Origin of the sequence: Kitasatospora sp. NPDC127111 (assembly GCF_042677465.1) — a bacterium.
Classification (GTDB): Bacteria; Actinomycetota; Actinomycetes; order Streptomycetales; family Streptomycetaceae; genus Kitasatospora.
On record NZ_JBHXTG010000029.1, the window covers coordinates 60,346 to 85,109 of the forward strand.

The following is a 24,764-nucleotide window of genomic DNA, read 5'->3' on the forward strand; positions in this document are numbered from 1 at the left end:
ACCGCACTCGGCGCACACCTCTTTGCGCCCGTGCGGGGTCGTGCAAGCATGGAGGTGATCCGGGGACGCCATTCGGCGCCACGAGACGACAACCCTTCAGGAGCCTGTTCGATGAACGCTTCTTCGCCTTCGCCTGCCCAGAACCAGGCGTCGACCGCCACGCTCTACGGCGGGGTCACCAACCGCCGCGTCACCGTCCGCGACCTCGCCGCCGCCAAGCAGCGCGGCGAGAAGTGGTCGATGCTCACGGCCTACGACGCCCTCACCGCGGGCGTCTTCGACGAGGCCGGCACCCCGGTCCTGCTGGTCGGCGACTCGGCGGGCAACTGCCACCTCGGCTACGAGACGACCGTACCGGTGACCATGGATCAGATGGTGATGCTCTCCGCCGCCGTCGTCCGCGGCACCAAGCGGGCCATGATCGTGGCCGACCTGCCGTTCGGCTCCTACCAGGAGTCCCCCGCGCAGGCCATGCGCAACGCCGCCCGGCTGATGAAGGAGGCCGGGGTCGGGGCGGTCAAGCTGGAGGGCGGCGAGCGCAGCGCCCGCTCGATCGAGCTGCTGGTCGAGGCCGGCGTCCCGGTGATGGCGCACATCGGGCTCACCCCGCAGTCGGTGCACGCCTTCGGCGGCTACCCCGTCCAGGGGCGCGGCGACGAGGCGGCGCACCAGCTGCTGCGCGACGCCAAGGCCGTCCAGCAGGCCGGCGCCTTCTCCGTCGTCCTGGAGGCCGTGCCCGCCGAGCTGGCCGCGCAGGTGACCGAGCAGCTGGCCATCCCCACCGTCGGCATCGGCGCCGGCGTCGACTGCGACGCCCAGGTCCTGGTCTGGACGGACTTCGCCGGCATGACCGCCGGCCGGGTGCCGAAGTTCGTCAAGCAGTACGCCAACCTGCGGGCCGTCCTCGGCGACGCCGCCCGCGCGTTCGCCGAGGACGTGCAGTCCGGCGCCTTCCCGGCGGCGGAGCACACCTTCCACTGACGGAGGGGCAGACGCTGGGCCCCGCTCCCGTCCTCGGGGAGCGGGGCCCGGTGCTGTTCTCCTGGCGCCAGGCGCGGTGCCGCCCTCCTGGAGCGGGGCCCGGTGCCGCCCCGACAGCGGCACGACAGCGACCCGACAGCGGGATGACAGCGGGCCGCCGTGCCCGACCGGGCGCTGACAGCCCGCTGACAGCCGGGCCGGACAGCCTGGGGGCATGACACGAATCACCACCGCCCCGACCGACCGGGGGCCCGCCGCGGGAAACGCCGTGGAGGTCCGCGGCATCGTCAAGCACTACGGCGAGACCAAGGCGCTCGACGGTGTCGACCTCACCGTCCGCGAAGGCACCGTGCTCGGCGTGCTCGGCCCCAACGGCGCCGGCAAGACGACCCTGGTCCGCATCCTCTCCACCCTGATCAAGCCGGACGCCGGCACCGCCTTCGTCGGCGGCTACGACGTGCTGCGCCAGCCCAAGCAGCTGCGCCGCACCATCGGCCTCACCGGCCAGTACGCCTCCGTCGACGAACTGCTCTCCGGCTACGAGAACCTCTACCTGATCGGCCGGCTGCTCGACCTCTCCAGCAAGGAGGCCAAGGCCCGCGCCGCCGAACTGCTGGAGCGCTTCTCGCTCACCGAGGCCGCCAAGCGGGTGGCCAAGACCTACTCCGGCGGCATGCGCCGGCGGCTCGACCTGGCCGCCTCCATGATCGGCCGCCCCCGGGTGCTCTACCTGGACGAGCCCACCACCGGCCTGGACCCGCGCACCCGCAACGAGGTGTGGGACGAGGTGCAGCGGATGGTCGCCGAGGGCGCCACCGTACTGCTCACCACCCAGTACATGGAGGAGGCGGAGCAGCTCGCCGACGAGCTGACCGTCATCGACCGCGGCCGGGTGATCGCCAACGGCGGCGTGGCCGACCTCAAGGCCAGGGTCGGCGGCCAGACCCTGCAGGTCCGTCCGGTGCACTCCGCCGACCTGCCCGAGATGGCCCGCTGCCTGCACGAGACCGGCATCGCCGCCGCCACCTTCTCCGCCGACACCGGCGTGCTCTCGGTGCCGATCACCGGCGAGGAGCAGCTCACCGCCGTGGTCGGGGTGCTCGGCACCCGCGGCTTCGCCATCGCCGGCATCGACACCAAGGTGCCCAGCCTGGACGAGGTCTTCCTCGCCATCACCGGCAAGCCCGCCACCGTCGCGGACGCCGCCCCCAGCCTCGCCAAGGAGCCCGTCGCATGAGCACCGCAACCCTCTCCCCCGCCCGGGTGGAGGACACCCGGATCGGCCTGGCCGGCACCCTGCGCCACGTCGGCGCGCTGACCCGCCGCAACCTGATGCGGATCAAGGCGGACCCGGAGTCGATGTTCGACGCCGTGCTGATGCCGATCATCTTCACCGTGCTGTTCGTCTACGTGTTCGGCGGCGCGATGATGGCCGGCGACCCGGACAAGTACAAGCAGTACATGATCCCGGGTCTGATGGGGCAGACCGGTCTGACCCTGGCGATGGCCGTCGGCACCGGGCTGAACAGCGACTTCCAGACCGGCGTGATGGACCGGTTCCGGACCCTGCCGATCGGTCGCGCCTCGGTGCTGCTCTCCAAGATCATGGCGGAGATCTGCCGGGCGCTGGTCTCCTTCACGATCATGATCGCCTTCTCGCTCTGCATCGGCATGGAGATCAAGACCGGTCCGCTGGAGGTGCTGGCGGCGATCGGCCTGTCGCTGCTGTTCGGCATGTCGATCGTCTGGATCTCGATGCTGCTCGGCATGTCGCTGAGCAGCGCCCAGGCCGTCCAGGGGGTGTCCATGCTCGTCCTGATGCCGATGCAGTTCGGGAGCTCGATCTTCGCGCCGACCGACACCATGCCGGGCTGGCTGCAGTCCTTCACCAAGGTGAACCCGCTCTCCGCGCTCGCCGACGCCTGCCGCGCGCTGTTCAACGGCGAGGGCGCGGTGGCCCACCCGGTGCTGATCGTGGTGGGCTGGTCGATCGGCATCACCGCGGTCTTCGCCCCGCTCGCGGTGGCCCGGTTCCGCAAGCGGACCTGACGCCCGGGCGCACGACCGCCGGCCGGCCGGCCCCCGGGGACGGGGTCAGCCGGCCGACCAGTCCGCCATCAGGTCCAGCAGCGTGTTGGTCTGGTGCACCGACATCCCGACGCCCTCGGCCAGCGCGGCCTCGAACGCCGCGTCACCGAGCAGCGCCCGCAGGCTCGCCAGCGACCGCTCCCGCTCGACCCGGTCGAGGTAGCCGCCCTTCGGGCCGTTCAGCTCGCTGTGCGCCCCCAGCAGGACGGCGGCCCGGCGCGCCGGCTCCGGGTCGCCGTCGCGCTCGGCGAAGGCCCGCAGCACCCCCGCCACCGGCGGCACCAGCATCACCGACATCTGCTCCGCGAAGCCGCTCAGGGCGCCCTGCACGGTGTGCAGCAGCCTCCGCCCCTCGTAGACCAGTTCGAGCCCGCGCTCGGGATCCCCGGCGCGGGCGACGATCCAGCCGCGGGTGACCGTCAACATCCCGCCGACCACGTCCGGGGCGAACGCGTCGGCCCTGGTCCAGCGCAGCGCGTCCAGCTCGGCCAGGGCCTCGTCGAACTCGCCGCGCTGGGCGTGGATGCCGCACAGCATCAACCGGCCGAAGAGCAGCGCGCCGTTGGTCGCCTGGGCCGCGCCGGGCTCGATGCCCGCCACCGCCTCCCGGATGGTCCGCTCGCCCTCGGCGAGGTCCCCGTCCAGCAGCGCGCCGCCCAGGTGCACCCGCAGCATCGGCACCTCCTGCGGGGCGCCCAGCTCCTCGGCCAGCTCGATCGCCCGCCGGTACGCCTCGGCCGCCTCGGCCGACCGGCCCTGGTTGGCCATCGACTCGCCCCGCGCCGCCAGCGCCTGGGACATCCCCCAGAGGTCGCCGGCGCTGCGGAACAGCTCCAGCGACTCGTCGCCGTCCCGGACGCTCTGCTCGGCGCCACCCGGCCAGTCGTTCAGCATCTTGGCCCGGATCTGCAGGATGAACGCCAGGTCCACCGGGGAGCCGTGGACGCGGCAGCCCGCCACCGCGTCGTCCAGCAGCTCCCGCATCTCGTCCATCCGGCCGGTCAGGAAGGCGGTGAACACCCGCATCAGCCCGGGGAAGCGGTACGCCTGCGGCAGGTCCGGGGTGTAGAGGTCGAGCAGGTGCCGGCCGACGACGACCGCCTTCTCGTCCCCCAGCACGTCCAGGTTGCCCTCGAACAGGCTGACCAGCCGGTACATCGCGATCATCCGGCGGGCCTCCTCGCGCACCCCGTCCGGCATCGGCACCCCGTACTCCAGGATGCCGCGCTCCAGCGGCACCGGCCGCGGGGCGTCCGGGGCGAACGGGTCCGGGCCGATCGTCGCGACCGCGTCGTACCAGGCCCGGGCCTCCAGGCTGTAGCCGCGCAGCGACCAGTACCAGCTCATGCCGAGCGCGAGGACCAGCGCCTCCTGCTCGTCGCCGAAGTCCACCGCCCGGCGCAGCGCGACCCGGATGTTGTCCTGCTCGCGCTCCAGCACGACCAGCCAGTCCAGCTGCTCCGGGCCGTGGACGTGCAGGTCGGCGGTGCGGACCAGCTCGCGGAAGTGCTCCAGGTGCCGGCGCTCGACCTCGGCCCGCTCGGCGGCCTCGGCCAGCCGCTCCTCGGCGTACTCGTGGATGGTCTCCAGCATCCGGTAGCGCGGCGGGCCGTCCTCGTCGAGGTCCGCCACCAGCAGGGACTTGTCGACCAGCGAGAGCAGCTGGTCGGCGACCTCCTCGCGGGGCACCTCGGTGTCGTCGGCGCAGATCGCCTCGGCGTCCTCCAGCGTCCAGCCGCCGGCGAACACCGAGAGCCGGCGCAGCACCGCCCGTTCGCGCTTGCCGAGCAGGTCCCAGCTCCAGTCGACCACCGCGCGCAGGGTCTGCTGGCGCGGCAGCAGGGTCCGGCTGCCGCCGGTGAGCAGGGCGAACCGGCCGTCGAGGCGGTCGGCGATCTGGCGGGCCGTCATCACCCGGAGCCGGGCGGCGGCCAGTTCGATGGCGAGCGGCAGGCCGTCCAGCCGGCGGCAGATCTCGGCGCAGGCGTCCGGGTCGCTCCGCGGGTCGAAGCCGGGGCGGGCGGCGGCGGCGCGCTCGGCGAGCAGCCGCAGCGCCACCGGGTCGGGCAGCGGCTCGACCGGCACCACGGTCTCGCCGGGCACGCCGAGGGGCTCGCGGCTGGTGGCGAGGACGGTCAGACCGGGGCACTCGGCGAGCAGCTGGTCGGCGAGGTCGGCGGCGGCCTGGATCAGGTGCTCGCAGTTGTCCAGGACGAGCAGCATCCGGCGGTGGCCGCAGTGGTCGACCAGCCGGCGCAGCGGGTCCTCGACGCGGGTCTCGATCACCTCGGTGACCATGCTGCTGCTGGTGTGCAGGACGGTTTCGCGCAGCCCGAGCGCGGAGACCACCGCGGCCGGGACGGCGGCCGGGCTCTCCAGCGGGGCGAGCTCGGCCAGCCAGACGCCGTCCGGCCAGCGGCCGACGCCCTGCTCGGCGCGGCCGGCCTCGACCGAGAGCCTGGTCTTGCCGGAGCCGCCGGGGCCGGTCAGGGTGACCAGCCGGCTGTCCGTCAGGGTGGCGCGCAAGGCGGCCAGGTCGCCCTCGCGGCCGACGAAGCTGGTGAGCCGGCCGCGCAGGTTGCCCGCGCTGCGCGCCCCTCCGGGCGCCGACGGGCCGGCCTGCTCGCGCACGGGGGACGGCGCATGGGACGGGGACGGCGCGTGGGCCGGGGACGGCGCGTGGGCCGGGGACGGCGTGCCCGCCGAGGGCGGCCGGGGCGTCTCCGCCGGTGCGAGCAACTCGGCGTAGACGGCCTGGAGTTGGCGGCCGGGGTCGACGCCCAGCTCGTCCGCCAGGGCGCGTCTGGTCCGCTCGTAGTGGCGCAGCGCCTCGGCGGTGCGGCCGCTCTCGTGCAGCGCCCGGACCATCAGGTACTGCAACGACTCGTCCAGCGGCTGCCGTTCGCACAGCTCGGCGAGTTCGGCGACCAGCTCGGCGGCGCGGCCGAGGCCCAGGTCGGCGGTGATCCGGTGCCGGCCGGCCTCGTCCCGCTGGGCCTCCAGCCGGGTGGCGGGGCCGCCGCGGTCGGGCAGGTCGGCGAGGGCCGGGCCGCGCCAGAGCGCCAGGGCGGCCCGCAGCCGCTCGGCGGCCAGCGCGTGGTCGGCCGCCTCCAGCGCCCGGCGGCCCTCGCCGGCCAGCCGCTGGAACTCGCCGAGGTCGGTCCGCGGCTCGACCAGCCAGTAGCCGGCCGGGCCGGAGCCGACCCGGTCACGGCCGATGGTGCGGCGCAGCCGCCCGACCAGGGTCTGCAGCGCGGCGGAGGAGTCCTGCGGCGGCTCGGTGTCCCACACCTCCTCCACCAGGAGGTCGGCCGGCACCGGTCGGCCCTCCCGCAGGGCCAGCGCGGCGAGCAACGCACGCAGCCGGGCCCCGCCGAGCGGCACGGGCGTGCCGTCGTCGTGGTGGGCCGTGGTGGTACCGAGGATGCCGTAGTGCACCCGCCCATTCTGGTGGATGGCCGCCGCCGGCACGCACAATTGTCCGGGCCCGCTCCCGGCGGACCCGGAACCGCCGCGGGGGCACCGTACGTTCACCGTGGACGGCTTGTCCGGCAGCGGGCCGGACCGGCATGATCGATCCCCTGACCACCCCCAGACACCCGGAGCATCCACGCCATGACCTTCGCCGCAACGCAGCGCTCGCGCAGCGAGGACCGCAGGATCAGCCCGGTGTTCTGGGTGCTGCTCGCGATACTCGCCACGTCCGGCTGGGCGGTCCACGCGGGGTACGGCAACGCCCGGTTCGGGGTGTTCCTGTTCGTGGTGGCGGGCTGGATGGTCTCGCTCTGCCTCCACGAGTACGCGCACGCGCGCACCGCGCTGCACGGCGGCGACCTCACCGTCGGCGCCAAGGGCTACCTGACGCTGAACCCGCTCAAGTACGCCAACATCCTGCTCAGCTTCGTGCTGCCGATCGTCTTCGTGCTCCTCGGCGGCATCGGCCTGCCCGGCGGCTCGGTCTGGATCGAGCGGCACCGGATCAACGGCCGGCTCAAGCACAGCCTGATCTCGGCGGCCGGCCCGCTGGTGAACCTGGTCTGCGCGGCGCTGCTGCTGGTCCCGGTCGGCGCGGGCTGGCTGGACGACCCGGCCACCCCGGTCGAGTGGCACGGCATCCAGCTGCCGTACTCGCCGCTGGCCTGCGCGTTCGCCTTCCTCGGCCTGCTCCAGCTGAGCGCGGCGCTGCTGAACCTGCTGCCGGTGCCGGGCCTGGACGGCTACGGCATCGTCGAGCCCTGGCTGTCGTACCAGACCCGGCGGGCGGTCGAGCCGTTCGCGCCGTACGGGATGCTGGCGGTGTTCGCGCTGCTCTGGCAGCCCGAGGTGAACCGGTTCTTCTTCGACGTGGTGTACGGGCTGATGCACCTGTTCGGCGTGAGCGACGACAACTTCGCCGGCCTCGGCCACGACCTGTTCCGCTTCTGGCAGGACTAAGGCGTGTCTTCCGGATCGGCCCTGCTCGGCGGCTAACCCTGCTCGGCGGCGGCCTTCGCCAGCTTCGCGCGGCGCACGTTCAGCCAGAGCACGTTGCTGGCGATGCCGGCCAGCGGGAGCCAGATCAGGCCGATCCACCAGCCCTGCACCACGGAGAGCACGGCGGCGACCAGGGCGAGGACGACGACGATCGAGGCGAACAGGGACGTGCGGGGCATGGCGGTGGCTCCTAGCGCGGGCTGACGGACGGCACCCATTGTCGCCGACCTCACCTCCGGACCGCTCCAGGGGTGAGGCCGGCGCCCGGCGCGTCCCGGGGACTCGCGGGCGCCGGACCGGTCCGGGCGATCAGACGTCGGTGATCCGCAGACCCGCGTGGGCCTTGTACCGGCGGTTGACCGAGATCAGGTTGGCGACCAGCGACTCCACCTGGTGGGCGTTGCGCAGCCGGCCCGAGAAGATGCCGCGCATCCCCGGGATCCGCCCCGCCAGCGCCTGCACGACGTCGGTGGCGGCGCGCTCGTCACCGAGCACCATCACGTCGGTGTCGATCCGCTCGATCGTCTCGTCCTGGAGCAGGACGGCCGAGAGGTGGTGGAAGGCGGCGGTGACCCGGGAGTCCGGCAGCAGCGCGGCGGCCTGCTGGGCGGCACTGCCCTCCTCGGGCACCAGGGCGTACGCGCCCTGCTTGTCGAAGCCGAGCGGGTTGACGCAGTCCACCACGATCTTGCCGGCCAACTCCTCGCGCAGCGCGGAGAGGGTCGCGGCGTGCCCGTCCCACGGGACGGCGACGATCACGACGTCGCTCTCCCGCGCGGTGGTGGCGTTGTCGGCGCCGCGCACGCCGAGGCCGATGGCGGCCGCCGAGGCCTCGGCGCGGGCGGCGTCGCGCGAGCCGATGATCACCCGCTGGCCGGCCTTGGCCAGCCGCAGGGCGAGCCCCCGCCCCTGGTCGCCGGTGCCGCCGAGGACGCCGACCACCAGCTGCGAGACGTCCGGCAGCTCGTGGGCCGGGTTTGTCGCTGAATCGAGGGAAGTCATGGGCCGATCCTGCCAAACGCCCGGCCCGCCGCGACATTCTGTGCCCCATGGACGCGGTGAGAGTTTCGGCACTCCGGGAGCGGCTGGCCGGTACGGGCTGGCTGGAGGCGGTCGGCTGCTTCGCCGGTTCGCTGCGGCACGCGGTCGGGCGGCGCGGCGCGGAAGGGCTGCTGCTGGTGGGCACCGAGGCGTACGAGCCCTGGCACCTGGCCGCTCACCTGGAGGACGAGGCCGCCTGGTCGGACGTCCCCCGGCTGGCGCCGACCCTGCTGCGGCACCGGGTGCCCGAGCACGCCCCCGCCCACCTCGCGAACGGCCTGCGGCGGCTGGCCGAGGCCGGCCGCGGGGCGACGGTGCTGGTGGTGGCCCCGGCGGCGGCCGGGACCGGCCTGCTGGAGCGGGTGCGGGACGCCCGGCGCGGCGGCGCGACGGTGCTCGCCCTGGACGGCGCCGCCGGGCCGACCGACCTGGCCGGCCTGGCCCACGAGCGGCTCGCCGTCGGCACCGCCGAGGAGGAGCCGTTCGACCTCGCCCAGCACCTGGTCAGCGCGGCCGCCGGCGAGCGACCGGCCCGCCGCTCCGCGCTCGGCCGGCTGGCCGACCTCGCCGGGCGGCTCGGCGCGGGGCCGTCGATCCGCCGCTGGTAGACCGCCGGCCGCCCGGACAGTCCGGCAGTCCGCCCGTCCACCGGGAAGCCCGGTCCGGCAGTCCGCCCGTCCGCCCGTCCGCCACCCCGTGCCCCTCCGCGGCCGCCCCGGAAAACCCGTTGCGGGGCCGTGAGCGGGCCGCCGAGGATGGTGCTTCGTGAACGATGCCGAACCATCCCGGACCGGTCGATCGCGGACACTGCTGCGCACGCTCCGCCCCGACCTCTCCCCCTGGCACTCCTCCCGGGACTTCCGGTTCCTCTGGCTCTCCGGCTGCGTCACCAGCCTCGGCAGCTTCCTCACGTACGTGGCCGCGCCGATGCAGATCAAGGAGCTCACCGGCTCCTCCTTCGCGGTCGGCCTGGTCGGCGCCTTCGAGCTGGTGCCGCTGATCGTCTTCGGGCTCTGGGGCGGCGCCCTCGCCGACGCGCTGGACCGTCGCAGGCTGGTGCTGCTCTCGGAGGCCGGGCTCGGCCTGCTCACCGGTGTGCTGCTGCTCAACGCACTGCTGCCGACCCCGGTGCTGTGGCCCGTCTACGTGGTGGCCGCCCTGGTCGCCGCCGCCGACGGCCTGCAGCGCCCGGCCCTGGACTCGCTCACCCCGCGGATCGTCCCGCACGACCAGCTGACCGCCGCCTTCGCACTCAAGTCCCTGTACCACAACGCCGGTTCGGTGATCGGTCCGGCGCTGGCCGGCGTCATCGTGGCATTCGCCGGCGTGCAGACCGCGTACGCGCTGGACGTGCTCACCTTCGCCGTCTCGCTGCTGCTGCTCGCCCGGATCCGTGCGGTACCGCCGCCCACCGGCGCCGGGAAGCCGTCGGTCCGCGCCGTCCTGACCGGCGTCCGGTACGCCTGGGGGCGCAAGGACCTGCTGGGCACGTACGCCGTCGACCTGGTCGCGATGCTGTTCGCCTTCCCGGTGGCGATCTTCCCGTTCCTCGCCTCGGAGCTGGACGCCGACTGGGCGCTCGGCCCGATGTACGCCGCCTCCGCGGTCGGCGCGCTGGCGGTCTCGGCGACCAGCGGCTGGACGTCGCGGATCCACCGGCAGGGCCGGATGCTGGTGGTCGCGGCCCTGGGCTGGGGCGCGGCGATGGCCCTGGCCGGGTTCTCCCCCTCGGTCTGGCTCGTGCTGCTCTTCCTGGCCCTGGCCGGCGGCGCCGACCAGATCAGCGGCATCGCCCGCGGCACCATGTGGAACCAGTCCATCCCGGACGCGGTGCGCGGCCGGATGGCCGGCGTGGAGCTGCTCAGCTATTCGGTCGGCCCGCAGCTCGGCCAGGTCCGGGCCGGCGGGACGGCCGGGCTGGTCGGCGTCCGGGCGTCGGTCTGGGCCGGCGGCGTGGCGTGCGTGGTCGGCGTGCTCGCCCTGGTGGCGGCGCTGCCCAGCCTGCTGGCGTACGACGACCGCACCGACCCGCACGCGGCCGCCGTCCGTGCCGAGCACGAGCGGGCCGCGGCGGAGCGGTCCGAGACCGAGGCGGTCGCCCCGAAGTAAGTGACACGAAGGCATTGCACCTATTACGCTGAGCCTCGTACAGACACGCCGAACGGAGGGGGTGGGCCGTGCTCCGGACCACGACGGAGAACGTCGTCCGCAGCTGGGTCGACGGGTGGATCGTGTCGCGGTCGGCGGCGCCGCCCGTGGTCGAACCCTGGGGCTACACCATCGACGTGGGCGTGTCCGGCCACGTCACCCGGCACGTCCTCGACGCCACCGGTGACGCCGTACGGGAGGCCGACGTGCGCAAGGTCGCGGGTGCGGTCCGCGCCGAGGGGACGTGGCTCAAGGTCTTCGCCGACCCGGCGGCCGTCGCCCCCTGGCTCGGGCCCGACTGGTGGATCGACCCGGAACCCGGCTACCTGATGACCACCCCGCTGACCCCGGCGCCCGCCCACCGGCTGACCGCCCCGGACGGCTACCGCCTGCGCACCTGGACCCGCGGCGGCGTGATCCGCGCCCTGGTCACCGCCCCCGACGGCGCCCTGGCGGCCCGCGGCCAGATCGCCCCCACCGGCGCGACCGCCGTCGTCGACCAGATCGAGACCTCCCCCGGGCACCGCCGCCGCGGCCTCGGCAGCCTGGTCATCCGCACCCTCACCACCGCCGCCCACGACCAGGGCGCCCAGACCGGCGTCCTGGCCGGCACCCCGGACGGCCACGCCCTCTACACCGCCCTCGGCTGGCACACCCTGGCCCCCCTGACCAGCGCGAAGTACCAGCAACCCGACGGCGACTGACGGTCACTCGGGCCGGCCGTCGTTCTCCGTCCTGTCGCTCCAGCGCGGGTCGTTCTTCCACTCGCGGTTGCGCTCGTCGGCGAGTTCCAGGGCGCGGGCGGCCTCCTCGCGGGTGGCGTACGGGCCCAGGCGGTCCTTGGCCGGGCACTCCGGGCCCTCCTCCACCTTGGCGTGCTTGATGCAGTAGAACCACTCGCCCGGCTTGCCGGTCGGCTTGCGGTGGAATCCCAGGGGCATGGCGCTCACTCCCGTTTCGGCGCGGTACACACGACGTACCGATCATTCCCGGCCGGGAGGTCTCCGCACACCAACCGGGCGCGACAGGGGCGGCGGATAGACTCGCGGCCATGGCTCTCGTACCCGGCATCCAGTCCCCCACCCGCAAGGTCCCGGCGCACATCGCGCGCCCCGAGTACGTCGGCCGGCCCGCGCCGGCGCCGTACACCGGGCCCGAGGTGCAGACCGCCGAGACCATCGAGAAGATGCGGATCGCGAGCCGGATCGCCGCCCGGGCGATGGAGGAGGCCGCCAAGCTGATCGCGCCGGGCGTCACCACGGACGCGCTGGACGCCGTCGCCCACCAGTACATGTGCGACCACGGCGCCTACCCGTCGGACCTCGGCTACCGGGGCTTCCCGAAGTCGATCTGCACCTCGATCAACGAGGTGATCTGCCACGGCATCCCGGACTCGACCGTGCTGCAGGACGGCGACATCGTCAACATCGACGCCACCGCCTACATCCACGGGGTGCACGGCGACCTCAACGCCACCTACCTCTGCGGCGACGTGGACGAGGAGTCCCGGCTGCTGGTCGAGCGGACCCGCGAGTCCCTCAACCGGGCGATCAAGGCGGTCAAGCCGGGCCGGCAGATCAACGTGATCGGCCGGGTGATCGAGTCCTACGCGAAGCGCTTCGGCTACGGCGTGGTGCGGGACTTCACCGGGCACGGCATCAACACGTCGTTCCACTCCGGCCTGATCATCCCGCACTACGACAGCGAGCGGGCCACCGAGGTGATCAAGCCCGGGATGACCTTCACCATCGAGCCGATGCTCACCCTGGGCACCTACGACTACGAGATCTGGCCGGACGGCTGGACCGTCGTCACCAAGGACCGCAAGCGCACCGCCCAGTTCGAGCACACCCTGGTGGTCACGGCGGACGGCGCGGAGATCCTCACCCTGCCGTAGCCGGCACCCGCCCCGGAGGGCGGCGCCGCGGTGGGCGCCGCCCTCAGCCGATGAGCCACTGCTCCTCGGCGACGGCGCCCACCTCGGTACAGGCGTCGGTCAGCACGTCGAGGACGCGCAGCGGGTCCGGCAGGGGCTGCTCGGGCCCGCGCAGCCACCGCACCTCGGAGCCGTCCGGCAGCGCGGCCGGCGGCAGCAGGGTGTACGAGCCGCGGCAGTGCCAGCGCAGGCCGGGGTGCTCGGACATGGTGTCCGGGGTGGAGTCGAGCGCGCTCGGCCACCACTCGTCCTCGTCCACCGGGGTGCCCCGGGTCGCGGTGAAGAACAGGTAGCGGTCCTCGCCGACGGCGGCCACCGGGCCCTCGACGCCCAGTGCGGTGAGCCGCTCCAGGGCCAGCCGGCCGGCCTCGGCGGGCACGTCCAGCACGTCGTGGGCGCGGCCGGTGGCGGTGATGAAGTTGGCCTGAGGGTCCCGGGAGAGCCAGCGGCCGACCTGCTCCGGGTCGGTGGTCGCCTGGGTCTGCCAGGCGAAGGAGACCGGGTGCTGGGCGGGGGCCGGACAGGCGACCCGGTCACAGGAACACCGGTGGCCGGCCGGGTGCGCGGCGGGCGCCAGCGGGAATCCGGCGCGCACGGCGCCCAGCAGCTGATCCAGTCGGGCGGCCGGACCGTCCGCGTCGGCCGGGCGGGCCCGCTGACGATCACGCTTCTGCCACCAGGTCGTCCACCTGCTGCCGGATTCCATCGGGCCCCTCTCCGCGCACTGCCGTGCCTGGTGTGACACAGCACTCGACGTACCACTCCGACGCAACGCGCGGCGCCCCCCGCTTGCTTCCCGGGGTGGTGCTGGCCCTGCCGTCCTCGCCCTGCCGGCCGGAGCCGGGGTCACCGGACGGCCGACGCCCGGGTCACGGTACGGAGTCGGGGAAGCACGCAGACTGCGGCTCGGCGGCCCGGCGGGGCACACCGACGTGCGCCTCACCCGGCCCGTACGGGGCCCGCTGACCCGGGTGAACCCCGAGGGCGTAACAGGAAGGATAAGGGTGCGCGGGGCCTCCGGATGACCGGGGGCGGTGCCTCTCCGGTCACACTCCCGGCACCCGCACGTCACAAGCCCTCCCCGGGACCGCCTCCGGCGCCGGTCACCCGGACGGGGGTGAGACCCTGGTGGGGTGAAGAGCGCGGACACCGAATTCGTGGGCGGGCCCCTGGACGGCCGGATCCTCCCGATCCCGCTGGGGCCGATGTACGGCGTGCCCAAGACCTACAAGGTGCCGGTCCCCGCGCACGGGGAGACTCCCGCGCGCACACTGGTGTACGTCCGGGCCAAGCAGGTGCGGGGCGCCCGCTGGTACTGGCGCTACGAGTACGACGAGGCGGCCAGCGCCCGCGCCTCCGGGTGACGACCGCCACTCTCCCCGGAGGGCGGCCATGGCGAGGACCGCACGATCCCACCACCCCAGGACCAGGTCCGGGGCGGTGACGCACCACAACCACCAGGTGGCCGCGGTCACCGCCGGACTGCTGATCCTGGTCAGCGTCTACAGCGCGGTGCTCGGCCCGAACGGCTGGCTCTGGTTCGGCTGGACGGTGCTGCTGCTCGCGTGCGTGGCGCTGTTCGTCGTCCGCCCCTGAGCAGCCGCACCGTCCGCCGTTCTCCCCCCTGGCCGGTCAGTCATCCTCGGCGAGGATCAGGTAGAGCTTCTTGCGGGCCTCGTTGAGCACCGCGAGGCCCTTGGCGCGCTGCGCCTCCGTCCCCGTCGTCATGACCTGCCGGATCGCGTGGTCGACCGCGCCGAGCGCCTGGCCGACCTCCTGGACGGCCTCCCAGTCGACCTCCCGGCCGGCCTCCGCCCACGGCTCGGCGGGCCCCGACTCGGCCTCCGCCCGGCCCGCCTCGGTGAGCGAGACGAGCCGCTTGCCGCCGACCTCCTCCGCGGTGATCAGGCCCTCCTCCTCCAGCAGTTGGAGGTTCGGGTAGATCGAGCCCGGGCTCGGCCGCCAGGCGCCGTTGGTCCGCTCGGTGATCTCCGCGATCATCTCGTAGCCGTGCATCGGCCGCTCGCGCAGCAGCGCGAGCAGCGAGGCGCGCACGTCCCCGCGCCGGGCCCGGCCACCGCGCCGGCCGCGCGGACCGTGCCCGCGACCCCCGTGCCCGCGGAAGCCGGGGCCGAACGGCCCGACCGGCGGGCGCCCCGGGCCGAACGGCGGCGGGCCGAAGGGGCCGAACGCGCCGCGCCCCTCGAAGCCCTCCCCGGGCACCCCCTCGAACTCCGGGCCCGGCCCGCGGCGCCTGCCGCCGCGCGGGCCCTCGTCACGGAATCGTCGTCCTGAGCGCATGGCTCCTCCTCCTGTTCCATGGTGATCGTTCGGACAGTCGTGTCACTGTCTCGATAACTCGACGATATATCGGTGACTGTCGCTCGTCAACGGTTTCCGACACGGCCGGCGACCCGGCCGCCGCACCGGGCCGCGCGGCGGCCCAGCCGTTACGGTGGCGGGCATGGCCGGTGAACGAGACCTTGCGACCCTGCTGCGCGGCATGCGCCCGCAGCTCAATCCGGGGCGGTACGTCTACTGCACGCTGCCCGCGAAGGTGCCCGCCGGGATGAGGCCGGTGGTCACGGTCGCCGAGCCCGAGGGGGTGACGGTGGTGGTGGCCCAGGAGGAGGCGGACGCGCTCGGCCTGCGCTACGACTACGTGGCCGCCTGGATCACGCTGCAGATCCACTCGGCGCTGGAGGCCGTCGGCCTGACCGCCGCCGTGGCGGGCCGGCTGGCCGAGGAGGGCATCAGCTGCAACGTGGTGGCCGGCTTCCACCACGACCACCTGTTCGTCGCCGCCGGGGACGCCGACCGGGCGGTGCGCGCCCTGGAGGAGCTGTCGGCCGCGCCCGGCTGACCCTGCGGCGGGACCTGCCCGGCCGGCGCGCGCGGACCCGCCGGCGGACCCGTCCGGCCGGTGCGCGCCCGGCACGCCCGAGTGGCCGGTCCCGGGCCGCGCTCCGACACTGGGAAGGGCCGGGCGCCCGACCGGGCGGCCCCCACCGGAAGGGAGACGGCCACCATGGCCATCTGCGACACCTGCGGCAACGACTACTGGCTCGCCTTCGAGATCAAGACGATCACCGGCGACACCTACACCTTCGACAGCTTCGAGTGCGCGATGGAGAAGCTCGCGCCGCGCTGCGAGCAGTGCCAGGTCCGGATCGTGGGCCACGGCGTGGAAGTGGCCGGCCGGTTCTTCTGCTGCGCCAACTGCGCCCGCGTCAACGGCGGTCTCGGCGACCAGATCCGCGACGCCGTCGGCGCCCACCCGTCGTCCTGAACGGTCCGCCCCGGAGGAACACCCGCGGAGCCACGCGGGCAGGAACACCCCCGCGCGAACACGAACACCCGCGCCGACCGGGTCGGGGCGGGTGAGGGGCGGAAGAGTCGGCCTGTACGCCGGGTTCTGTCTCCCTGGTCGCTCGCGCGGCCGGGGGAGGCGGCCATCCATCTAGGGCTGCCGTTGCCGACAGCCTCGTGCGGTCTACCCGCGGACTCGGGCGAGCAGCCCTCGGACATCCGCGCACGGCGCCCGGAGGCACCGATCTTGACCTTGCTCCAGGTGGGGTTTACCGAGCCGGCCGGGTCACCCCGGTCGCTGGTGGTCTCTTACACCACCGTTTCACCCTTACCCGTCGCCGAAGCGGCGGGCGGTCTGTTTTCTGTGGCACTGTCCCGCGGGTCACCCCGGGTGGGCGTTACCCACCACCCTGCTCTGTGGAGCCCGGACGTTCCTCGGCGGGTCCTGAGGACCCGTCGCGACCGCCCGGCCGGCTCTTCCGCCGTAGTGGTCATGGTAGCCGCTCGGGCGGGGCCTCCCGAACGCCGGGCCGGGCGGCGGGCGGTTCGCCGCCGAGGCGGGCGGCCACCCGGGCGGCGGTGCCGGTGGCCCAGGCGGTGGTGGTGACCAGGCCGAGGACGAGGATGGCGGCACCGAGGCCGGTCACGATCCACCAGCCGGCGTGACTGGCCGGCGCGAAACCGGTGACGACCGGGCCGACCACGGCCGAGGCGACCACCGTGCCGATCACCGCGACGCCGAGCGACTGGCCGACCTGACGGCTGGTCGAGGCGACCGCCGCCGCCACGCCCGCCTGGGCGCGCGGCATGCCGGAGACGGCGGCGTTGGTGATCGGCGCGTTCACCATGCCGAAGCCGAAGCCGAACAGCGCGTAGGCGACCAGCAGCAGGGCGGGCGGGGAGTCCGCGGCCAGCCGGGTCAGCAGCAGGCCGCTGGCGCCGAGGCCGAGGCCGGCCGCGACCAGCGGGCCGCGCGGGCCCCGGCTGCCGACGATCCGGCCCGAGAGCGGCGCGCAGACCAGCATCATCCCGGCCATCGGCAGCGTCCAGAGGCCGGCCTCGACCGGGCTGTAGTGGCGGACGTCCTGCAGGTAGAGCGTGTTGAGGAAGAGGAAGCCGCCGAGCGCCGCGAAGGCGCAGACCGCCGTCACGGTGGCGCCGGTGAACGGCGCGCTGCGGAAGAACCGCGGGTCCACCAGCGGCTCGGCGACCCGGCGCTCCCAGAGCGGGAAGGCCACCAGCGCCGCCAGGGCGGTCGAGGCCAGCGCGAGGATCAGCGGGGAGGTCCAGCCGTGCTCGGGGCCCTCGATGATCGCGGCGGTGCCGCAGCCGAGCAGCACCACCATCAGCACCTGCCCGACCGGGTCCAGCCGGCGGGGCCGCGGCGCCCGGGACTCGGGGACGTAGCGGGCCGTCAGCAGGCACGCGGCCAGGCCGACCGGGACGTTGATCAGGAAGATCGACGGCCAGCCGGCGCCGTGCACCAGGAAGCCGCCGAGGAGCGGGCCGAGCGCCATCGAGATGCCGACCACCCCGCCCCAGACGCCGATCGCCTGGGCCCGTTCGCGCGGCTCGGTGAAGGTGTTGGTGATGATCGACATCGCCACCGGGTTGAGCATCGAACCGCCGACGGCCTGCACCGCCCGGAACGCCACCAGCCACTCCAGACCCGGCGCCAGGCTGCAGAGCAGCGAGCCGAGCACGAACAGCAGCAGGCCGGTCTGGAACACCCGGCGCCGGCCGATCCGGTCGGCCACCGAGCCGAACAGCATCAGCAGCGAGGCGAGCACCAGGGTGTAGGCGTCGATGATCCACTGCAGGCCGGAGGCCTGCGCGGCGAGGTCCTGCTGGATCGCCGGCAGGGCGATGTTCACCACCGTGTTGTCGAGCCCGACGATGAAGAGGCTCAGGCAGCAGATCGCCAGGATCAGCAGCCGGTGACGCCGGCCGGGCGCGGGCGCCACGGGGTTCGCGGGAAGCGCGGGGGGAGTTGGGGCGGGCACGATGCGATCCTCCCACGCGGCCGTGATCAGACCGCGGCGAAGCGGACCGTCCGGGTGGCGGGGTCGGCCACCGTCAGCCGGGCCAGGATCCGCCCGCCGAGCGGCAGAGCGCCGCCGCTCCCGGCCGCCGACCCGCCGTCGACCCGGTCGCAGCGGGCCCGGACGGCCGGCTCGCGCAACTGGACGGTGCCGCGGGTGGGCCGCTGCTCGTCCACGTCGATGACGAGCGCCGGGAAGTCCTCCCCCTCCCGGCCCGCCAGCAGCTCGGCCTCCACCAGGTCCACGCAGGCCCGCTCGACCTCGGCCGAGCGGCGGTCCCCGCCCGCCATCAGCCCGGGCACGCCCGGCAGCGCCTCGCGGGCCCAGTCGGGCACCGACTCGCCGGCGGCGACGGCCGCGCAGACCTCCTGCGCGAACCGGTCGCCCAGCCGGCGCAGCGGCGCGGTGCAGTGCGCGTACGGCGCGGCCAGCGCGGCGTGCCCTGGGTCGGCCGGCGCCGGCAGGCCCTGGGTCTCGTCGAAGGCGTGGTAGCCGGCGCCGCGCAGCAGGCCGGTGCACTCGTTGAGGAACGCGGCGTGCAGCGGGACGTCCGGGTCGAGCGAGCGGACCAGCTCGGGGTACGGCAGGCCGTCCGGCCAGTCGACGTCGAGCGCGCGGGCGGTGCGGCGCAGCCGCTGGTACGCCTCCGGCGGGGCGGCGGGCAGGGTGCGCAGCAGGCCGACCCCGGCGTCCAGCATCAGCTCGGCCGCGGCCATGCCGGTGAGCAGCGAGATCTGCGCGTTCCAGCCGTCGACGGGGGTGGGTGCGCGGTAGCCGAGCACGTAGCCGTGCAGGGTCTCCTCGATCTCCTGTTCCGGGACGGGCAGGCTGATCCCGCCGCGGGCGCGCTCCTGCTCCTCGCGCAGCCGGCCGACGGTGGCCAGCAGGGCGAGCTGTTCGTCGGCGCCGCCGGCGTCGAGGGCGCGCTGCACCCCGGCGTGGTCCAGGCGGCGGTGCGAGCGGACCAGGGCGCGGCGCAGGTCGGCGAGGACGACGGCGCCGTCCGCGTCCAGGTCGAGCTGCCAGAGCAGGGCCGGGCGGGTCTCCCCCGGCAGCAGGCTGGCCGCGTCCTCGGAGAGCCGGGCTGGGTGCAGCGGGACGCGGTGGTCCGGGAAGTACAGGGTCTGGACGCGGCGGCGGGCCTCCGCGTCGATCAGGCCGCCGGGCCGGACGAAGGCGGCGACGTCGGCGATCGCGTAGTGGACCCGGTAGCCGCCGCCCGGGCGGTGGGTCAGGTGCATGGCCTGGTCGAGGTCCCGGGAGCCGGGAGGGTCGACGGTGAACAGCGGCAGCTCGGTCGCGTCGTACTCCGGCAGCCGGGGTGTCCGGGCCGCCTCCTCCGCCTCCGCGAGCACCGGGTCGGGCCACTCGGCGCGGATCTCCAGGTGGGCCCGCAGCTCGGCCAGTTCGGCGTTGATCCGGGCGGAGTCGGCGGCCTTGACGCGCAGTTTTCGGCGAGGCATGGAGGCAGCGTAGGGCGAATCGGGTGATTCCGGGCGGACCTGGACGACGGACGCGCCGCGCTCAGCGGCCGAGCATCGAGCGGAGGTCCTTAGCGGCGAGGGCGACCGCGTCGTCGTAGCCGCCGGTGGCCAGGCGGAGCATGAAGGCGACCGCCTCGTCCGGGTCCGGGTCGGTGTAGGGCTCGTCGTTGTAGTCGAGGAAGAGCAGCATCGCCTCGAAGGCGGTGCGCTTGTTCCGGTCGACCAGCGGGTGGTTGCGGGCGAGGCTCTGGCCGAGGGCGGCGGCCTTGGTCCAGAGGTCCGGGTAGGCGTCCCGGCCGAAGACGCTCGCCCGCGGACGGCCGAGGGCGGAGTGCAGCGCGCCGAGGTCGCGGATGTTCTCCGGGCCGCCGGCCAGGTAGGTGACGTCCTCCAGGTCGAGGTACTCGGTCACAGGTCCTTGAGCCTCTCCAGCGTCTCCGCGTTGGCCGCGCGGATCCGGCCGACCATGGCGGCGCGGCGTTCGGCGCGGCTCGGCGCCGGCTGGGCGTCCGGCTGCTCGGGCCCCGGCTGCTCGGGCCCCGGCTGCTCGGCCAGCGCGTCCGGCAGTTCGGACTGGCGCACGTCGAAGGCCAGCTCGGCGCGGTCGTCCTCGTCCGGCGCCCCGGTGACCCGCACCCGGCCGGCCAGGACCGCCCGGGCGGCCGCCTGCAGCGCGAACTCCAGGGCCTGCCTGGTCCCGGCCGGCAGGTCGGCGGGCAGGCGGACGGGCAGGGACTCCTCCACGGCGTCGTCGTCACCGGGGACCAGGTCCAGGGGGCGCAGGGTCATGTCGTCACTCTCCTTGTCCAGGTCGACGGTAGAGCGGGCCGGCGGCGGCGACCACCGATTTGCGGGGGCGGCGCGGCGGGCGCGTAAGGAGTCGTAGCGTGGGGCGGGTCATCGGTGTGCGGCGGAGGGGGTTCGGCGATGGGTGCGGTGAAGGTCACGGGGGCGGCGGTGGCCGGGGTGCTGGCGGCGACGGGAGCGCTGCACGCGGTGTGGGCGGTGACGCCGTGGCCGCTGCGGACGCCGGAGGAGTTCGCGGACGCGGTGGCCGGTACGGACGGCGGGATGCCACCGGCGGCGGCGTGCGTGGCGGTGGCCGGGCTGCTCGGTGCGGCGGCGTACCTGGTGGGCGCGGAGGCCGGCGTGCTGCCGGAGGCCGGGCCGGCCCGGGTGCGGCGGCAGGGGGTGCGGGCGGTCGCCGGGGTGATGCTGGCGCGGGGCGCGGGCGGGCTGGTGCTGGTCGGCGGCGGCCTGGTGGCGCGCTCGGAGCGGTTCCGGCGGCTGGACACCCGGTACTACTCGCCGCTGTGCCTCGCCCTCGGCACCGGGGCCGCCGTGGTCGCGGCGGCGGGCCGGAAGTAGCGCGACCGCCCGGGGGCCGGCCGTGGGGCGGCCGCCCACGGGCCGGACCGGGGCCCGGGAGCGGGGTGGTTGTGCGTAGGGTGGCGGGGATCGTCCGCCACGAAGTGTTGAGGAGTCCGCTGTGCTGGTGCTGTTGCCGCCCTCGGAGGGCAAGGCCGCGTCCGGGGACGGGGTGCCGGTGGCGCTCGACGGGCTGTCGCTGCCGGGGCTGACGGCGGCGCGGGCGCAGGTGCTGGAGACGCTGGTCACCCTCTGCCGCGGGGACGCGGACACCGCCGCCGAGGTGCTCGGGCTGAGCCCGGGCCTGCGCGGCGAGGTGGCGAAGAACGCCGGGCTGCCGACGGCGGGTGCGCGGCCGGCCGGCGAGGTGTACACCGGGGTGCTGTTCGACAACCTCGGCCTGGCCACGCTGGACGAGGCCGCGTACGACCGGGCCGGGCGTTCGCTGCTGGTGTTCTCGGGGCTCTGGGGCGCGGTGCGGATCGGCGACCGGATCCCGTCCTACCGCTGCTCGATGGGTGTGAAGCTCCCCGGCCTGGGGGCGCTCGGGGCCTACTGGCGGGGCGCGATGGCCTCCGTGCTGCCGGAGGTGGCGGACGGGCTGGTGCTCGACCTGCGCAGTTCGGCGTACGCGGCGGCGTGGAAGCCGGCCGGCGAGGTGGCCTCCCGGACGGCGAGCGTCCGGGTGCTCCAGGAGCGGAACGGCAAGCGCACCGTGGTGAGCCACTTCAACAAGGCGACCAAGGGTCGGCTGGTCCGCGACCTGCTGGTGGCGGGCGCCGAGCCGAAGACGCCCGGCGAGCTGGTGGACGCGCTGCTGGAGCTGGGCCACCGGGTGGAGGTCGCGGCGGAGGGCACCGCGCGCAAGGCTTGGCAGCTGGACGTGGTGGTCACCGAGGTGCACTGACCCGCCGGAGCGTGCCGACGGCCGGTGGCGGTTCCTCTCGGGGGCCCGCCACCGGCCGTGTCAGCGCAGGTGCCCGGTGTCGTTGAGCAGCCGCAGCGAGGCGTTGCCGTCCGCGTAGTACTGGACGGCGCAGAGCGAGGCGGCGGACAGCTCCATCCGGTAGAGCGAGTCCGGCGGGGCGCCGAGCACGAGCCGGACCAGCGTCTTGATCGGGCTGACGTGCGAGACCACCAGCACCGTCTTGCCGGGGTAGCGGGCGAGGATCTTGTCGCGGGCGACCCCGGCCCGGTGGGTGAGCGTGGCGAAGCTCTCGGCGCTGCCGGTCGGCTTGGCCTTGGGCGAGCCGAGCCAGGCGGTGAGGTCGTCCGGGTAGCGCTCCCGCACCTCGGCGAAGGTGAGGCCCTCCCAGGCACCGAAATCGACCTCGCGCAGGCCGTCCTCGTACCGGACCTCCAGTCCGAGGCGGGCGGCGACGATCTCGGCGGTCTCCCGGGTGCGGCGCATCGGGGAGGCGACCACGGCCTGGACCGAGCCGCGGGCGGCGAGCGCCTCGGCGGCGCGCTCGGCCTGCCAGCGGCCCTTCTCGGAGAGCTCCGGGTCGCTGCCGCCGCTGCCGGAGAAACGCTTCTCCGGGGTGAGGTGGGTCTCGCCGTGGCGGAGCAGGACGAAGGTGGTCGGGGTGCCGAGGTCGGCGGGGGCGGCCCAGCCGGCCTTCGGCACGGCCTTCTCCAGCGGCGGCTCGGCGGCCGGCTCGGCCACCACCGGGGCGGCGGCCTTCAGCGGCTTCGGCTCCCACTGGCGGCCGGCCTTGCCGGCGTCCATCGCCTCGTTGGCGAGCCGGTCGGCGTCCTTGTTCTTCTCGCGCGGGATCCAGGTGTACTTGACCTGGCCGCGCGGGAGGATCGTCCGGGCCTCGGCGGCGAGCGGCTGCATGTCGGGGTGCTTGATCTTCCAGCGCCCGGACATCTGCTCGACCACCAGCTTGGAGTCCATCCGCACGTCCACCGAGGCGTCCGGGTCGATCTCCCGGGCCGCCTTCAGACCGGCGATCAGGCCCCTGTACTCGGCCACGTTGTTGGTGGCGTGGCCGATGAACCCGGCGGCCTCGGCGATGATCAGGCCGGTGTCACCGTCCCGGACCACCGCGCCGTAGCCGGCCGGCCCCGGGTTGCCCCGGGAGCCGCCGTCGGCCTCGACGATGAGCCTGCGCCCCGCCACCGCGTCAGACGCCCGAGTCGGCGGTGCGGACCAGGATCCGCGAGCAGTTCTCGCAACGGACCACCTTGTCGGCCGGCTCGGCCTTGATGGCGTTCAGCTCGGTGATGGAGAACTCGGTGCGGCAGCCCTCGCAGCGGCGCTGGTAGAGGCGGGCCGCGCCGACGCCGCCCTGCTGCTCGCGCAGCTTGGTGTAGACCTTCAGCAGGTCGGCCGGGATGACGGCGGCGACGGTCTCGCGGTCACGCCGGACCTTCTCCGCCTCGGCGTCGATCTCGGCGAAGGCGGCGTCGCGGCGCGCCTCGGCCTCCGTGAGCACGACGGTGGAGTGCTCCAGGCGCGCGGTCAGCTCGGTGACCCGGGTCTGGGCGGACTCCAGCCGCTCCATGATCTCCAGCACGACCTCCTCGAGGTCGCCCTGGCGCTTGGCCAGCGAGCCGATCTCGTGCTGGAGGTTCTCCAGGTCCTTCGGCGAGGTGATCGCGCCGGAGTCCAGCCGCTGCTGGTTGCGGGCGGACCGGGCGCGGACCTGCTCGACGTCCTGCTCGGCCTTGGTCAGCTCGCGGGCGGTGTCACCCTGCTGGGCCTGGGCGGCGACCACCAGGTCCTTGAGCGCGGTGTGGTCGGCGGTGGCCTTCTCGATCTCGGCGTGCTCGGGCAGGCTGCGACGCCGGTGGGCCAGCTGGTCGAGCTTCGAGTCGATGGCCTGGAGGTCGAGCAGGCGGATCTGGTCGGCGGGCGCGGCGTTCAAGCGGAGAGCTCCTGTGAATCGGGTCAGGCGGTGAAGGACATGGGGGCGTGCGCGGTCCACGGGTCGGTGACCTGGTGGGAGACCTTGGTCTCCACGGCCCAGCCCCGCTTCCCGGCGGCGCCTTGCAGCGCCTGCTCGGCCAGGGTGAGCCAGGGCCACTCGGTGGCCCAGTGCGCCGCGTCGAGCAGTGCGATCGGCGCCGCCTCGGCGGCCTCGGAGGCCGGGTGGTGGCGCAGGTCGGCGGTCAGATAGGCGTCGACGCCGGCCGCCCGCACCTCGGCGAACAGGCTGTCGCCCGAGCCGCCGCACACCGCGACCCGGCTGACCAGGCGGTTCGGGTCACCGGAGACCCGGACGCCGGCGGCGGTGGCGGGCAGGCCCTTGGCGACCTGCGCGGCGAAGGCCGAGAGCGTGATCGGCGGCTCCAGCAGGCCGACCCGCCCGGCGCCCCGGCGGCCCAGCGGGTCGGTCGGGTCCGGCACCAGCGGTCCGGTGACCCGGACGCCGACCGCCTCGGCCAGCGCGTCCGAGACGCCCGGGTCGGCGTGGTCGGCGTTGGTGTGCGCCACGTGCAGGGCGATCCCGTTGCGGATCAGCGTGTGCACGACCCGGCCCTTGAAGGTGGTGGCGGCGACGGTGGTGGTGCCGCGCAGGTAGAGGGGGTGGTGGGTGACCACCAGGTCGGCGCCCCACTCGACGGCCTCGTCGACGACCGCCTGCACGGGGTCGACGGCGAAGAGCACGCGGCGGACCTCGGCCTGAGGGTCTCCGCAGACCAGGCCGACGGCGTCCCAGGACTCCGCCCACTGCGGCGGGTAGACCTCTTCGAGCGCGGTGATGACGTCGGACAGTTTCGGCACCTGTCGAGACTACCGTGCGCGCGGGGGCGCCCGAGCCGCCCGGCCGGGGCGTTCCGGGCCGCGGGCCGGGCCGGACGGCGCCCCGGCCCGGCCCCCCCGGGGCCGCGAACGGGCGCGCCCCCGGTGCGGGCGACGGGAACGGGCGCCGTGCCCGGTGTGGG

At 74.7% G+C, this 24,764-nt stretch carries 27 protein-coding genes and 1 other RNA gene; 14 read left to right on the plus strand and 14 right to left on the minus strand.

Features of this window, described 5'->3' with window-relative positions; genetic code table 11:
* The first annotated feature begins 111 nt into the window (after nucleotides 1-111).
* From panB to ACFVHB_RS19335, 3 genes are all read left to right on the plus strand, one after another.
* Nucleotides 112-981 carry a 3-methyl-2-oxobutanoate hydroxymethyltransferase gene (gene panB / locus ACFVHB_RS19325; protein ID WP_380323211.1) on the plus strand — a complete coding sequence of 290 codons (870 nt, stop codon included), beginning with the start codon at nucleotides 112-114 and terminating at the stop codon, nucleotides 979-981.
* A 214-nt stretch (nucleotides 982-1,195) separates the two neighbouring features.
* Nucleotides 1,196-2,218, plus strand: coding sequence for an ATP-binding cassette domain-containing protein (locus ACFVHB_RS19330; RefSeq protein WP_380323214.1), 1,023 nt, complete (start codon nucleotides 1,196-1,198; stop codon nucleotides 2,216-2,218).
* A complete protein-coding gene (locus ACFVHB_RS19335) occupies nucleotides 2,215-3,030 on the plus strand; it encodes an ABC transporter permease (RefSeq protein WP_380323217.1) in 816 nt (271 codons plus the stop codon). The genes ACFVHB_RS19330 and ACFVHB_RS19335 overlap by 4 nt, the downstream gene beginning before the upstream one ends.
* A gap of 45 nt (nucleotides 3,031-3,075) precedes the next feature.
* Here the strand turns inward: ACFVHB_RS19335 and ACFVHB_RS19340 are convergent, their stop codons facing one another.
* Nucleotides 3,076-6,507 carry a BTAD domain-containing putative transcriptional regulator gene (locus ACFVHB_RS19340; protein ID WP_380323220.1) on the minus strand — a complete coding sequence of 1,144 codons (3,432 nt, stop codon included), beginning with the start codon at nucleotides 6,505-6,507 and terminating at the stop codon, nucleotides 3,076-3,078.
* A 177-nt stretch (nucleotides 6,508-6,684) separates the two neighbouring features.
* Here ACFVHB_RS19340 and ACFVHB_RS19345 point away from each other — a divergent pair, with 177 nt between their 5' ends.
* Nucleotides 6,685-7,503 carry a site-2 protease family protein gene (locus ACFVHB_RS19345; RefSeq protein WP_380323223.1) on the plus strand — a complete coding sequence of 273 codons (819 nt, stop codon included), beginning with the start codon at nucleotides 6,685-6,687 and terminating at the stop codon, nucleotides 7,501-7,503.
* 32 nt (nucleotides 7,504-7,535) lie between these two features.
* Here ACFVHB_RS19345 and ACFVHB_RS19350 read toward each other — a convergent pair whose 3' ends face one another.
* Nucleotides 7,536-7,721 (minus strand): hypothetical protein, encoded by a 186-nt coding sequence (locus ACFVHB_RS19350; RefSeq protein ID WP_380323226.1) that lies wholly within the window; start codon nucleotides 7,719-7,721, stop codon nucleotides 7,536-7,538.
* Between the two features lie 130 nt (nucleotides 7,722-7,851).
* Nucleotides 7,852-8,544, minus strand: a complete 693-nt coding sequence (npdG, locus tag ACFVHB_RS19355; protein WP_380323229.1) for an NADPH-dependent F420 reductase — start codon at nucleotides 8,542-8,544, stop codon at nucleotides 7,852-7,854.
* 47 nt (nucleotides 8,545-8,591) lie between these two features.
* On the opposite strand from npdG, the gene ACFVHB_RS19360 reads away from it, so the two are divergent.
* The 3 genes from ACFVHB_RS19360 to ACFVHB_RS19370 all read left to right on the plus strand — a co-directional run bounded on the left by ACFVHB_RS19360 (nucleotide 8,592) and on the right by ACFVHB_RS19370 (nucleotide 11,435).
* Nucleotides 8,592-9,191, plus strand: coding sequence for a hypothetical protein (locus ACFVHB_RS19360; RefSeq protein WP_380323232.1), 600 nt, complete (start codon nucleotides 8,592-8,594; stop codon nucleotides 9,189-9,191).
* A 157-nt stretch (nucleotides 9,192-9,348) separates the two neighbouring features.
* The gene (locus ACFVHB_RS19365) at nucleotides 9,349-10,692 is read left to right on the plus strand and encodes an MFS transporter (protein ID WP_380323235.1); all 1,344 of its coding nucleotides are present in this window, start codon (nucleotides 9,349-9,351) and stop codon (nucleotides 10,690-10,692) included.
* Between the two features lie 68 nt (nucleotides 10,693-10,760).
* Nucleotides 10,761-11,435, plus strand: coding sequence for a GNAT family N-acetyltransferase (locus ACFVHB_RS19370; RefSeq protein WP_380323238.1), 675 nt, complete (start codon nucleotides 10,761-10,763; stop codon nucleotides 11,433-11,435).
* A 3-nt stretch (nucleotides 11,436-11,438) separates the two neighbouring features.
* On the opposite strand, the gene ACFVHB_RS19375 is transcribed toward ACFVHB_RS19370, so the two are convergent.
* Nucleotides 11,439-11,672 carry a hypothetical protein gene (locus tag ACFVHB_RS19375; protein ID WP_380323241.1) on the minus strand — a complete coding sequence of 78 codons (234 nt, stop codon included), beginning with the start codon at nucleotides 11,670-11,672 and terminating at the stop codon, nucleotides 11,439-11,441.
* A gap of 110 nt (nucleotides 11,673-11,782) precedes the next feature.
* On the opposite strand from ACFVHB_RS19375, the gene map reads away from it, so the two are divergent.
* The gene (gene map / locus ACFVHB_RS19380) at nucleotides 11,783-12,628 is read left to right on the plus strand and encodes a type I methionyl aminopeptidase (protein WP_380323244.1); all 846 of its coding nucleotides are present in this window, start codon (nucleotides 11,783-11,785) and stop codon (nucleotides 12,626-12,628) included.
* A 43-nt stretch (nucleotides 12,629-12,671) separates the two neighbouring features.
* Here map and ACFVHB_RS19385 read toward each other — a convergent pair whose 3' ends face one another.
* Nucleotides 12,672-13,373 carry a bifunctional DNA primase/polymerase gene (locus ACFVHB_RS19385; protein WP_380323247.1) on the minus strand — a complete coding sequence of 234 codons (702 nt, stop codon included), beginning with the start codon at nucleotides 13,371-13,373 and terminating at the stop codon, nucleotides 12,672-12,674.
* A gap of 427 nt (nucleotides 13,374-13,800) precedes the next feature.
* On the opposite strand from ACFVHB_RS19385, the gene ACFVHB_RS19390 reads away from it, so the two are divergent.
* Nucleotides 13,801-14,031 (plus strand): hypothetical protein, encoded by a 231-nt coding sequence (locus ACFVHB_RS19390; protein ID WP_380323249.1) that lies wholly within the window; start codon nucleotides 13,801-13,803, stop codon nucleotides 14,029-14,031.
* Nucleotides 14,032-14,107: 76 nt separating this feature from the next.
* Entirely contained in the window at nucleotides 14,108-14,263 is a 156-nt protein-coding gene (locus ACFVHB_RS19395; protein WP_380323252.1) for a hypothetical protein, read from the plus strand.
* A 36-nt stretch (nucleotides 14,264-14,299) separates the two neighbouring features.
* On the opposite strand, the gene ACFVHB_RS19400 is transcribed toward ACFVHB_RS19395, so the two are convergent.
* Nucleotides 14,300-14,968 (minus strand): PadR family transcriptional regulator, encoded by a 669-nt coding sequence (locus ACFVHB_RS19400; RefSeq protein WP_380323255.1) that lies wholly within the window; start codon nucleotides 14,966-14,968, stop codon nucleotides 14,300-14,302.
* Between the two features lie 163 nt (nucleotides 14,969-15,131).
* Here ACFVHB_RS19400 and ACFVHB_RS19405 point away from each other — a divergent pair, with 163 nt between their 5' ends.
* The gene (locus ACFVHB_RS19405; RefSeq protein ID WP_380323258.1) at nucleotides 15,132-15,530 is read left to right on the plus strand and encodes an ACT domain-containing protein; all 399 of its coding nucleotides are present in this window, start codon (nucleotides 15,132-15,134) and stop codon (nucleotides 15,528-15,530) included.
* Nucleotides 15,531-15,695: 165 nt separating this feature from the next.
* Complete coding sequence (locus ACFVHB_RS19410) at nucleotides 15,696-15,956, plus strand: Prokaryotic metallothionein (protein ID WP_380323261.1); 261 nt, start codon at nucleotides 15,696-15,698, stop codon at nucleotides 15,954-15,956.
* A 99-nt stretch (nucleotides 15,957-16,055) separates the two neighbouring features.
* On the opposite strand, the gene rnpB is transcribed toward ACFVHB_RS19410, so the two are convergent.
* From rnpB to ACFVHB_RS19435, 5 genes are all read right to left on the minus strand, one after another.
* An RNA gene (gene rnpB, locus ACFVHB_RS19415) (RNase P RNA component class A) lies at nucleotides 16,056-16,454 on the minus strand.
* A gap of 13 nt (nucleotides 16,455-16,467) precedes the next feature.
* Entirely contained in the window at nucleotides 16,468-17,979 is a 1,512-nt protein-coding gene (locus ACFVHB_RS19420) for an MFS transporter (RefSeq protein ID WP_380323264.1), read from the minus strand.
* Nucleotides 17,980-18,005: 26 nt separating this feature from the next.
* On the minus strand, nucleotides 18,006-19,481 hold the full coding sequence (locus ACFVHB_RS19425; RefSeq protein WP_380323267.1) for an RNB domain-containing ribonuclease: 1,476 nt from the start codon (nucleotides 19,479-19,481) through the stop codon (nucleotides 18,006-18,008).
* A gap of 61 nt (nucleotides 19,482-19,542) precedes the next feature.
* Nucleotides 19,543-19,914 (minus strand): type II toxin-antitoxin system death-on-curing family toxin, encoded by a 372-nt coding sequence (locus ACFVHB_RS19430; protein ID WP_380323270.1) that lies wholly within the window; start codon nucleotides 19,912-19,914, stop codon nucleotides 19,543-19,545.
* Entirely contained in the window at nucleotides 19,911-20,291 is a 381-nt protein-coding gene (locus ACFVHB_RS19435) for a hypothetical protein (protein ID WP_380323273.1), read from the minus strand. The genes ACFVHB_RS19430 and ACFVHB_RS19435 overlap by 4 nt, the downstream gene beginning before the upstream one ends.
* A 138-nt stretch (nucleotides 20,292-20,429) precedes the next feature.
* Here ACFVHB_RS19435 and ACFVHB_RS19440 point away from each other — a divergent pair, with 138 nt between their 5' ends.
* Together ACFVHB_RS19440 and yaaA are read left to right on the plus strand one after the other, a co-directional pair.
* Complete coding sequence (locus ACFVHB_RS19440; RefSeq protein ID WP_380323276.1) at nucleotides 20,430-20,870, plus strand: DUF3995 domain-containing protein; 441 nt, start codon at nucleotides 20,430-20,432, stop codon at nucleotides 20,868-20,870.
* Between the two features lie 121 nt (nucleotides 20,871-20,991).
* Entirely contained in the window at nucleotides 20,992-21,777 is a 786-nt protein-coding gene (gene yaaA, locus ACFVHB_RS19445) for a peroxide stress protein YaaA (protein ID WP_380323279.1), read from the plus strand.
* Nucleotides 21,778-21,837: 60 nt separating this feature from the next.
* On the opposite strand, the gene ACFVHB_RS19450 is transcribed toward yaaA, so the two are convergent.
* The 3 genes from ACFVHB_RS19450 to ACFVHB_RS19460 are packed head-to-tail and all read right to left on the minus strand — an operon-like array spanning nucleotide 21,838 to nucleotide 24,603.
* Entirely contained in the window at nucleotides 21,838-22,995 is a 1,158-nt protein-coding gene (locus tag ACFVHB_RS19450; protein WP_380323282.1) for a bifunctional RNase H/acid phosphatase, read from the minus strand.
* Between the two features lie 4 nt (nucleotides 22,996-22,999).
* The gene (locus ACFVHB_RS19455) at nucleotides 23,000-23,743 is read right to left on the minus strand and encodes a zinc ribbon domain-containing protein (RefSeq protein ID WP_380323285.1); all 744 of its coding nucleotides are present in this window, start codon (nucleotides 23,741-23,743) and stop codon (nucleotides 23,000-23,002) included.
* A 23-nt stretch (nucleotides 23,744-23,766) separates the two neighbouring features.
* Nucleotides 23,767-24,603, minus strand: a complete 837-nt coding sequence (locus tag ACFVHB_RS19460) for a Nif3-like dinuclear metal center hexameric protein (RefSeq protein WP_380323288.1) — start codon at nucleotides 24,601-24,603, stop codon at nucleotides 23,767-23,769.
* Nucleotides 24,604-24,764: the final 161 nt, after the last annotated feature.

Bases quoted from the DNA above. Each gene is read 5' to 3' on its own strand.
- ACFVHB_RS19425 (WP_380323267.1), bottom strand. From the start codon at position 19,481: ATGCCTCGCCGAAAACTGCGCGTCAAGGCCGCCGACTCCGCCCGGATC.
- ACFVHB_RS19360 (WP_380323232.1), top strand. From the start codon at position 8,592: ATGGACGCGGTGAGAGTTTCGGCACTCCGGGAGCGGCTGGCCGGTACG.
- ACFVHB_RS19400 (WP_380323255.1), bottom strand. From the start codon at position 14,968: ATGCGCTCAGGACGACGATTCCGTGACGAGGGCCCGCGCGGCGGCAGG.
- map (WP_380323244.1), top strand. From the start codon at position 11,783: ATGGCTCTCGTACCCGGCATCCAGTCCCCCACCCGCAAGGTCCCGGCG.
- ACFVHB_RS19345 (WP_380323223.1), top strand. From the start codon at position 6,685: ATGACCTTCGCCGCAACGCAGCGCTCGCGCAGCGAGGACCGCAGGATC.
- ACFVHB_RS19335 (WP_380323217.1), top strand. From the start codon at position 2,215: ATGAGCACCGCAACCCTCTCCCCCGCCCGGGTGGAGGACACCCGGATC.
- ACFVHB_RS19405 (WP_380323258.1), top strand. From the start codon at position 15,132: ATGGCCGGTGAACGAGACCTTGCGACCCTGCTGCGCGGCATGCGCCCG.
- npdG (WP_380323229.1), bottom strand. From the start codon at position 8,544: ATGACTTCCCTCGATTCAGCGACAAACCCGGCCCACGAGCTGCCGGAC.
- ACFVHB_RS19410 (WP_380323261.1), top strand. From the start codon at position 15,696: ATGGCCATCTGCGACACCTGCGGCAACGACTACTGGCTCGCCTTCGAG.
- ACFVHB_RS19385 (WP_380323247.1), bottom strand. From the start codon at position 13,373: ATGGAATCCGGCAGCAGGTGGACGACCTGGTGGCAGAAGCGTGATCGT.
- ACFVHB_RS19375 (WP_380323241.1), bottom strand. From the start codon at position 11,672: ATGCCCCTGGGATTCCACCGCAAGCCGACCGGCAAGCCGGGCGAGTGG.
- ACFVHB_RS19330 (WP_380323214.1), top strand. From the start codon at position 1,196: ATGACACGAATCACCACCGCCCCGACCGACCGGGGGCCCGCCGCGGGA.
- ACFVHB_RS19440 (WP_380323276.1), top strand. From the start codon at position 20,430: ATGGGTGCGGTGAAGGTCACGGGGGCGGCGGTGGCCGGGGTGCTGGCG.
- ACFVHB_RS19350 (WP_380323226.1), bottom strand. From the start codon at position 7,721: ATGCCCCGCACGTCCCTGTTCGCCTCGATCGTCGTCGTCCTCGCCCTG.
- ACFVHB_RS19435 (WP_380323273.1), bottom strand. From the start codon at position 20,291: ATGACCCTGCGCCCCCTGGACCTGGTCCCCGGTGACGACGACGCCGTG.
- panB (WP_380323211.1), top strand. From the start codon at position 112: ATGAACGCTTCTTCGCCTTCGCCTGCCCAGAACCAGGCGTCGACCGCC.